This is a genomic window from Dankookia rubra (assembly GCF_004355005.1).
GTDB classification, from domain to species: Bacteria; Pseudomonadota; Alphaproteobacteria; order Acetobacterales; family Acetobacteraceae; genus Paracraurococcus; species Paracraurococcus ruber_A.
In genome coordinates this window covers 71,047-79,752 of sequence record NZ_SMSJ01000023.1, presented here as the reverse complement: position 1 = coordinate 79,752, position 8,706 = coordinate 71,047, and the positions used below count along the sequence as shown (strand labels likewise).

At 73.0% G+C, this 8,706-nt stretch carries 6 protein-coding genes; all 6 read left to right on the top strand.

From position 1 onward, the window contains the following. The first annotated feature begins 577 nt into the window (after positions 1-577). Complete coding sequence (locus E2C06_RS17670; protein ID WP_133289939.1) at positions 578-3,100, top strand: glycosyltransferase; 2,523 nt, start codon at positions 578-580, stop codon at positions 3,098-3,100. 29 nt (positions 3,101-3,129) lie between these two features. Continuing rightward, complete coding sequence (locus E2C06_RS17665) at positions 3,130-4,506, top strand: glycosyltransferase (RefSeq protein WP_165982454.1); 1,377 nt, start codon at positions 3,130-3,132, stop codon at positions 4,504-4,506. Further along, positions 4,503-5,612: a hypothetical protein gene (locus tag E2C06_RS17660; RefSeq protein WP_133289937.1), complete on the top strand. Its 1,110-nt coding sequence runs from the start codon at positions 4,503-4,505 to the stop codon at positions 5,610-5,612. Before E2C06_RS17665 ends, E2C06_RS17660 begins: the two co-directional genes overlap by 4 nt. A 283-nt stretch (positions 5,613-5,895) precedes the next feature. Beyond that, positions 5,896-6,765 (top strand): 3-deoxy-8-phosphooctulonate synthase, encoded by an 870-nt coding sequence (gene kdsA, locus E2C06_RS17655; RefSeq protein ID WP_133289936.1) that lies wholly within the window; start codon positions 5,896-5,898, stop codon positions 6,763-6,765. Then, entirely contained in the window at positions 6,762-7,508 is a 747-nt protein-coding gene (locus tag E2C06_RS17650; protein ID WP_133289935.1) for a 3-deoxy-manno-octulosonate cytidylyltransferase, read from the top strand. The genes kdsA and E2C06_RS17650 overlap by 4 nt, the downstream gene beginning before the upstream one ends. After that, positions 7,505-8,518, top strand: a complete 1,014-nt coding sequence (locus tag E2C06_RS17645) for a KpsF/GutQ family sugar-phosphate isomerase (protein ID WP_133289934.1) — start codon at positions 7,505-7,507, stop codon at positions 8,516-8,518. The genes E2C06_RS17650 and E2C06_RS17645 overlap by 4 nt, the downstream gene beginning before the upstream one ends. Positions 8,519-8,706: the final 188 nt, after the last annotated feature.

Sequence of the window (8,706 nt, the reverse complement as noted above, 5' to 3'; positions counted from 1 at the left end):
CAACTCCCGCCGCTCCGGCGTCGTCAGCTCGATCGCCACCGCCGCCTTGCCCATCGCCAGCCCCCACGACCCTGCATCAGAATCGTAGGAACTTCGAGATCAGGACACTAGAGCGTTTCCCGCTCACATGCGTTCACGGCCAATGCTCTAGGTTATTGTGTTCCGAAGCCTCTTCGCCCGATCAGGTGATCCCCCTGATTGGGATCTGCTCTAGGATTCCCCGGATCGGCACGCGTGCGCCTCAACCTCCGGGATGCGGCACCGGCCTCCGACAATCCTGCACGCATAGCGTGTAGGTTCACATTCCATTCACCGCTGCCGGCCAGTTTGGCGTCACGGCCAGGGGAGCTTCGCCGCGAGGCGCTTCCGGACGGCGGATTTGAAGAATGCCCCATTGCAGAGCCGAACAGGCGAGCCGGGCGGAAGCCCCGGCCCGGCGCTCCGGACTCGCGCCTGGGGCCAGGCCCCTACCTGATGCCGAAGACGACGGAGTGTCGAGCCGCATGACCCTTCCTCGCCCGAACGAAGACCTGAGAGTCCCCGGATGCGCAGCCCGGGCAGCATGCGAGGCCGATCGATGAGCGACACCGCAGCCCCGGCCATCCTCGTCCCGCCGAAGCCCGCCGCCGGCCATCGCGGCCGGATCGAGGTGGTGGAGCTCGGCACCCGCTTCCTGCTGGTCAGCGGCTGGGTCACCGGCCCGGAAGGCCGCGCGCCAAGCGCCGCGATCTCGCTCGCCCTGCCGGATGGCAGGGCGCATCCGGTCGGCGGCTTCCTGCGCCGGCGCGACCTGGCAGAGCGCGGCATCGCCAGCGAGCCCTGCGGCTTCCTGGTCGACATCCCGCGGCCCGAGGGGCCGGTGGAGACGCTGAGCATGGCGCTCCGCGCCGGGGTGCGGGAGTTGCTGGTGCAGCCGCTCGCGGCCCTCGCGCCGCGGCCCTTCCGGCCGCGCGGCCATCTCGACCATGTCGCGCCCGACCGCATCGCCGGCTGGGCCTTCGACCCGGCGCAATGGCATGGCCCGGCGGAGGAGGCCGCGCTCGAGCTGGTGGTGGACGGGACGGCGCGCATCCCGCTCAGCCTCAACGCCACCCGGCGCGACCTGCCCTTCGCCACGGTCCAGCGCGGCGGGCAGCTCGGCTTCGACTTCGGCCTGCATGACATCGCCCGGCTGATGGCCGCGGCCGGGCTGGAGCGCGACCTGCTGGAAGGCGACCATGCCTATGCGCTGCTGGCCGGCGGCCAGCGGATCGGCGCGCTGCAGGGCAGCAGCAGCCGGCGCAGCCGGCTGGTGCAGCGCGGCGCCCGCCCCGCCGCGGCCCCGGCCCCCGCCGCCGGGACCGCCGCCGAGCCCGCGGGCTTCGTCGACTGGCACGGCTACAGCCGCGCCCAGGGCGGCTGGTTCTTCGGCGGCTGGCTGCGCGGCGAGGCGCTGCAGGGCGTCGAGACCTGCCGCGCCGCCGCCCGCTTCGAGGACGGCACCGTCGAGGTCGAGGCGGCGATCAGCCCCTATCCGCGGCAGGACATCAGCGGCCTCGGCCTCGGCTACATCGCCTTCCTGCCCAGCCCGCTGAACGATCCCGGCCTGCTGCAGGGGCTGGAGGTGACGCTGGACGAGGCCCGGCCGCTCGCCCCCTCCCTCGGCATCGCCCGGATGCCCGAGGCCGAGCTGGTCGCCATGGTGCGCATGCTGCTCGGCGCCGCGACCCGCAAGCCGCGGACCGCGCTGCTGAAGGTCCTTGCCCAGCCGGCCTACGAGGGCGAGGACACGCTGGCGAAGCTGCCGGTGCCGCTGCACCTCGAAGTCGACAGCCTGCTGGTCGCGCCGGGCGCCGGCGCCGTGCTGATGGGCTGGTGGCTCGACCCCAGCCGCGCCGTGGCCGCGATCCGGCTGCGCTCGCGCGGCACGCTCTCGGCCCCCCTGGGCGAGCGCTGGATTGCCACCGAGCGCGCCGACATCCGCGAGGCCTTCGCCAGCCGGTTCAGCCTGGACCACGCGAAGCACGGCTTCCTCGCCTATGTCGAGGCGCCCGGGCTCGATCCCGCCGACATGCACCTGGAGATCGAGCTCGCCACCGGCGAGATCGGGTTCAAGCCGCTGCCCGCGCCGGGCGGCGGCGGGGTCGGCGCGATCCGCCGCCTGCTGGGCGCGGTGCAGCTGGCGCCGGACGAGGTGGTGGACCGCTGCGACCGCGTCCTCGGCCCGCCGGTCGTCGCGCTGAACCGGCATCGGCTCGCCGCCGCCGGCGCGCCGACCATCGTCGCGGTCGGCGACCTGCCCGAGGCGCCGCGCTGCTCGATCATCGTCCCGCTCTATGGCCGCATCGACTACCTGATGTACCAGTGCGCGCTCTTCTCCGAACACGGGCTGCCGGCGGACGAGCTGGTCTACGTGCTGGACGACCCGCCGAAGCGGCAGGCGCTGATGGACCTGGCGCAATCCGCCTATCGCCGGTTCGGCATCCCGATGCGGCTGGTGCTGCTGGAGGAGAACCTCGGCTATGCCCCGGCCAACAATGCCGGCCTGGCGCACAGCAGGGGCGAATATGTCTGCTACCTGAACTCCGACGTCATGCCGGAGGAGCCGCGCTGGCTCGACCTGCTGACCGGCGCGCTGGAGGCGGACCCGGCGCTCGGCATCGCCGGCGCGCTGCTGACCTTCGAGGACGGCACGGTCCAGCACAGCGGCATGACCTTCAAGCGGCTGCCCCAGCTCGGCGGCTTCCCCTATGCGATGCATCCGGGCAAGGGCCGCATCCGGCCGCCCTCGCGCGGCCTGCAGCCGGCGGAAGCGGTGACCGGCGCCTGCATGGTGCTGCGCCGCGACCTGGCCAACGAGCTCGGCGGCTTCGACGAGGACTATGTCGTCGGTGACTTCGAGGATGCCGACCTCTGCTTCCGCATCCGCGCCCGCGGGCTCGGCTGCGCGGTGCACGAGGACGCCATCCTCTGGCACCTGGAGCGCCAGTCGCAGGGCAGCTCGGGCAATTTCTGGCGGCACAACCTGACCCTGGTGAATGGTTGGAGCTTCGCGCGGCGCTGGGGGCATCTCTTCCCCGAAGCCTCGCCGGGCACCGACGCGGTGCTGCGCCTGTCATGACCCGTCCATCCCTCGAAGGAAGCGCCGCGATGATCCGCGCAGCCCTGCAAGGCCGCGGCAAGCGCCGCAGCGAGAAAGTCGCCCCGCCGCCGGCGGAGATCCGCCTGCTGCCGCAGCCGGAACGCCGCCCGCTGCGCGTGCTGGTCATGTCGCACATGGACCCGCGCGTCTCCCGCGGGGGGGCCGAGATCGCCGCCTTCCAGCTCTACGAATACCTGAAGGCGCAGCCGGGGGTGACCACCTGGTTCCTCGCCGCCGCGCCGGGGAAGATCGGCGAGCGGCTCGGCGTCCGCCTGATCCAGCCCTTCGGGCCGGACGACTATGCCTATGTCGGGCACGGCTTCGACCACTTCATCCACTCGAACGGGGATCCGGAATTCCCACCCGAGTTCATGACCCTGCTGGCCGACCTCAAGCCCGACGTGGTGCACCTGCACCACTACACGAACTTCGGGATCGAGGTCCTGCTGCAGATCCGCCGCGTGCTGCCGGACGTTCGCATCGTCCTGACGCTGCACGAGTACCTGGCGATCTGCAACCACTTCGGCCAGATGGTGAAGCGGCAGAACTTCGCGCTCTGCGACGGCGCCAGCCCGCGCGCCTGCCACAAGTGCTTCCCCGAGAAGCCGGAGCCAGACTTCTTCCTGCGCGAGCTGTTCATGAAGCGGTTCTTCCGCCTGGTGGACCACTTCGTCTCGCCCAGCCACTTCCTGATCGACCGCTACGTCGCCTGGGGCCTGCCGGCCGAGCGGCTGACGATGATCGAGAACGGCATGCCGATCCGCACCGGGCCGGCGGCGCCGAACCCCTACCCAAGCATGGCCGACGGGCTGACCGTCGGCTTCTTCGGGCAGATCTCCGGGCTCAAGGGCATCAATGTCGTGCTCGACGCGGCGGAGATGCTGCACGCCCAGGGCATCACCGACATCCGCATCGACGTCCACGGCGACCATTCCGGCCAGCCCGAGCCCTTCCGCAAGGAATTCGAGGCGCGGCTGGCCAAGGCCCCGCCGAATTTCAGCTTCCGCGGCCCCTACGAGAACCGCCGGGTCGATGCGCTGATGCGCTCGGTCCATGCCGTCCTCGTCCCCTCCATCTGGTGGGAGAACTCGCCCCTGGTGATCCAGGAGGCGCTGCTCAACCGCCGCCCCGTCATCTGCTCCGACATCGGCGGCATGGCCGAGAAGGTGCGGAACGGGCGGGACGGCTTCCACTTCCAGGCCGGCAGCGCCTTCTCGCTCGCCGCCCTGCTCCGCGGCCTCGCCAGGGAGCCGCAGCGCCTGACGGCGCTGCAGCAGACCATGGCGGTGCCGCCAACCATCGCCGAAACCGGCGCCGCCATCCGCGACCTCTACGAACAGGCGCTGCGCCAGCCGCGCGCCGAAACCAGGGACATTGCAGCATGACCATTCGCGGGTCGATCGACGACATCACCCCGCTCGGCGCCTCGGGCTGGGTGCATGACGACCAGGCGCGGGAGCCGCTGCTGGTCCAGGCCATGATCAACGGCGCGGTGATCGGCGAGGCCATCGCCGATGCCGAGCGGCCGGACCTCGCCGAGGCCGGCTTCGGCGACGGGCGCTGCGGCTTCCGCATCGCCTTCGGGGCGGCGATCGACCCGTCCCAGCTCGCCTTCGTCTCGGTGAAGCCCTCCCGCGGCGATGCCGAGCTGCCGCGCACCAACCTGACCGGCTTCGTCGACGCCTTCCGCGCCATGCGCGCCCGCCACCCCGGCGTCGGCTGGACCCGCAGCATCTTCGGCGGGCTCTGGACCGACCGGGTCGATGCGCGCCGCCGCCTGGCCGGCCGCGTGGCGATCGGCGCCGTGGCGCAGGACGTCGCCGCGCCGCTCGGCCGCTTCATCGAGGCCGGGCATGTCCTGTTGCAGGGCGCCCTGGCCCCGGCCGGGCTGGAGGCGCGGGTGGCCGAGGCGGCGGCCCGACTGCCCGAGGGCCCGCTGGCGACGCGCGGCAGCCTCGACGCCGCCGACCTGCTGGCGGCGCTGCCGGAGCTGCTGTTCCGCGACGCGGCGCTCGGCCTGCTGCGCGGCGCCTTCGACGACAACCCGCTGGTCTGCCGGGTCGAGCTCGCCCGCGGCACCACGCCCTTCAGCCAGCCGAGCACCGCGGAGCCGCTGCCCTCGCCGACCGAATGCGCCGCGCTGGTCGCCGGCATCGGCGAAGGGCGGATGCTGCTCGACATCGTCCGCGACAGCCATGCGCTGCCGGAATTCACCCCGGGCGGCGAATCGCGCTGGCTGGCCGGCAGCGCCGCCAGCCTCTCGCTCGCCGCCGCCGCCGCCGCCGCCGCCTCGGTCGAGACGCTGGCGCTCGGCGAGTGCGACCTGGCGGTCATCGCCCCCGGCACCGTCTACCGGCTGCGGGTGCCGGAGGGGATGACGGCGCTGGTCGCGCTGGCCTCGCCGAACCGGCAGACGCCGCTGCGCTTCCTGCACGGCGAGGGCGGCGAGGTGACGCTGCGCCACGCCTCCGGCGCGACCCTTTCGGTCTGACGCGCCGGCGGGCCGCGGGGGCCCGCCGCCACGGCGATCCGGCCCCGGCCAGGCGACCTCGCCTGGCCGGGGCTTCGCGTCCCGGGGCCGCCGCCCTGGGGGGGAAAGGAGCTGCCCCGCGGCAAGCCGGGCTTTCGCGCCCGCCCCGCTTCGCCTATCTGCAGCCTGCACGAACCGGCGGCGCCGGCGCGCGGCCTGCCAGACTGCGCCGGCAGGGCCGCATCCCGGCCCCCCCAACTGGAAGGCGGCGGCCCGGTCCGGACGGACCGGCTCCCGGTAAGCGATGTCGAACACTGAAGCCCCGCTGGCCCCCTCCCCCGTCGTCACCGCAGGCACTGTCCGCTTCGCCAACGACGCGCCGATCAGCCTGATCGCCGGCCCCTGCCAGATGGAAAGCCCGGCCCATGCGCTGGAGATGGCGGAGGCGCTGCAGGGCATCGCGGAGCGGCTCGGCATCGGCCTGGTCTTCAAGGCTTCCTACGACAAGGCCAACCGCACCAGCCTGTCCGGCGCGCGCGGCATCGGCATGGCCGGCGCCATGGAAGTCTTCGCCGAGATCAAGCAGCGCTTCGGCCTGCCCGTGCTGACCGACGTGCACGAGCCCGGCCACTGCGCGCCGGCGGCCGAGGTGGTGGATATCCTGCAGATCCCCGCCTTCCTCTGCCGCCAGACCGACCTGCTGGTCGCTGCCGCCGGGACCGGCCGTGTCGTGAACATCAAGAAGGGTCAGTTCCTGGCGCCCTGGGACATGCGGAACGTCATCGCCAAGGTCACCGGCTCGGGCAACCCGAACGTCCTGGCGACCGAGCGGGGCACCAGCTTCGGATACAATACCCTGGTCACCGACATGCGCGGCCTGCCGCAGATGGCGGCGATGGGCGCGCCGGTGATCTTCGACGCCACGCACTCGGTGCAACAGCCTGGCGGGCTCGGCGGCGCCTCCGGCGGGCAGCGGGAATTCGTCCCCGTGCTGGCCCGCGCCGCGGTCGCGGTCGGCGTCGCCGGCCTGTTCATCGAGACGCACGAGGCGCCGGAGCGCGCCCCGTCGGACGGGCCGAACATGATCCCGCTGAAGGATTTCCCCGCGCTGATCGAGGACCTGATGGCCTTCGACCGGCTGGCGAAGGCGCGGCGGATCGTGCTGCCGGCATGAACCCGCTGGTCCTGATCCCGGCGCGCATGGCCAGCACGCGGCTGCCGGACAAGCCGCTGCTCGACATCCACGGCCTGCCGATGATCGTCCATGTGCTGAAGCGGGCGCAGGAGGCCGATGTCGGCGCCGTCGCGGTCGCCACCGACGCGCAGGCCATCGCCGATGCCATCCGTGACCATGGCGGCACCGCGGTGATGACCGGGGAGCACCACCTCTCCGGCTCCGACCGCATCCACGAGGCGCTGGGCCGGCTGGACCCGGACGGGCGGCACGACATCCTGGTCAATGTCCAGGGCGACCTGCCGACCATCTCGGCCGGTGCCATCCGCGCCTCCCTCGCGCCGATGGCCGAGCCCGAGGTCGCGCTGGCGACGCTGATCGCCGAGATCCACGACCTGCCCGACCGCACCGCCTCCCAGGTCGTCAAGTTCATCGGCACCGCGCTCGGCGGCGGGCGGCACCGGGCGCTCTACTTCACCCGCGCGACCGCCCCCTGGGGCGAGGGGCCGCTCTGGCACCATATCGGCCTCTATGCCTGGCGCCGGACCGCGCTGGCGCGCTTCGTCGCGCTGCCGCCCTCGCCGCTCGAGCTGCGGGAGAAGCTGGAGCAGCTGCGCGCGCTGGAAGCCGGGATGCGGATCGACGCCATGGAGGTGGACGAGGTGCCGCTCGGGGTCGATACCCCCGCGGACCTGGAGAAGGCGCGGCGGATGCTGGCGCCGCAGGGGGAGGCCAGGGCATGAACCCGCAGCCGGCCAATGCGGCGCTCCGCCACGGCCCGGCCGATGCCGCCGGCATCCGCGCCGCCGGCCGCCGGACGCTGGAGGTCGAGCGCGCCGGCCTCGGCGAGCTGCTGGCGGCGATGGATGGCCCGCTCGGCGAGCGCTTCGTCGAGGCGGTCGAGACCATCCATGCCGCGCGCGGCCGGCTGATCGTCACCGGCATGGGGAAGAGCGGCCATGTCGGCGGCAAAATCACCGCGACGCTGGCCTCGACCGGCACGCCCTGCTTCTTCCTGCACCCGGCCGAAGCCAGCCACGGCGACCTCGGCATGGTCACCTCGGGCGACGTGATCCTGGCGCTGTCCTGGTCGGGCGAGACGGCCGAGCTGCGCGACATCATCCACTATTCCCGCCGCCACCGGGTGCCGCTGCTCGCCATCACCGCCGGCGCCGAGAGCGCGCTGGGCCGTGCGGCCGACGTGCCGCTGATCCTGCCGCGGGTGGAGGAGGCCTGCCCGCACGGCCTGGCGCCGACGACCTCGACCACCATCCAGCTCGCGCTGGGGGACGCCATCGCCATGGCGCTGCTGGAGAGGCGCGGCTTCACCCCGGCGCATTTCCACCAGTTCCACCCGGGTGGCAAGCTCGGCGCCCAGCTGCTGACGGTGGGCGACCTGATGAAGCGGGCGCCCGACCTGCCGCTGGTGCGGCAGGAGATGGACATGGGCGCGGTCATTGTGGCGATGACCGGCCACAGCCTCGGCTGCGCCATCGTCGTCGATGCGGCCGGCGCGCTGGCCGGGATCATCACCGACGGCGACCTGCGGCGGCACATGGCGCCCGACATCATGGCGCGCAAGGCGGCCGAGCTGATGACGCGGAACCCGCACGCCACGGTGCCGGAGATGCTGGCGAGCGCGGCGCTGCAGGAGATGAACGAGCGGAAGATCTCGGTGCTGGTGGCGCTGGAGGCCGGCCGGCCGGTCGGCGCGCTGCACGTGCATGCGCTGCTGCAGGCCGGGGTCGCCTGAGGCGCCAGGCCACGGGCCGCGGCGGATGGCGTGCAGGCTGAAGGCCGGCGCGCCGCTGCGCCCCGTCCAGGGGTCCGGCGGCCGCGGACCGCGGCTCACACTTGGCGCAGGAGGTTCCGACCCGTGGCCCGCATGGCCGGGACACCGAAGGACGCCCGCCGCTTGAGGCGCACGAAGGTATGGCCTTA

Excerpts from the sequence above, each read along its gene's own strand:
- E2C06_RS17670 (WP_133289939.1), top strand. The coding sequence starts at position 578 with ATGAGCGACACCGCAGCCCCGGCCATCCTCGTCCCGCCGAAGCCCGCC.
- E2C06_RS17665 (WP_165982454.1), top strand. The coding sequence starts at position 3,130 with ATGATCCGCGCAGCCCTGCAAGGCCGCGGCAAGCGCCGCAGCGAGAAA.
- E2C06_RS17660 (WP_133289937.1), top strand. The coding sequence starts at position 4,503 with ATGACCATTCGCGGGTCGATCGACGACATCACCCCGCTCGGCGCCTCG.
- kdsA (WP_133289936.1), top strand. The coding sequence starts at position 5,896 with ATGTCGAACACTGAAGCCCCGCTGGCCCCCTCCCCCGTCGTCACCGCA.
- E2C06_RS17650 (WP_133289935.1), top strand. The coding sequence starts at position 6,762 with ATGAACCCGCTGGTCCTGATCCCGGCGCGCATGGCCAGCACGCGGCTG.
- E2C06_RS17645 (WP_133289934.1), top strand. The coding sequence starts at position 7,505 with ATGAACCCGCAGCCGGCCAATGCGGCGCTCCGCCACGGCCCGGCCGAT.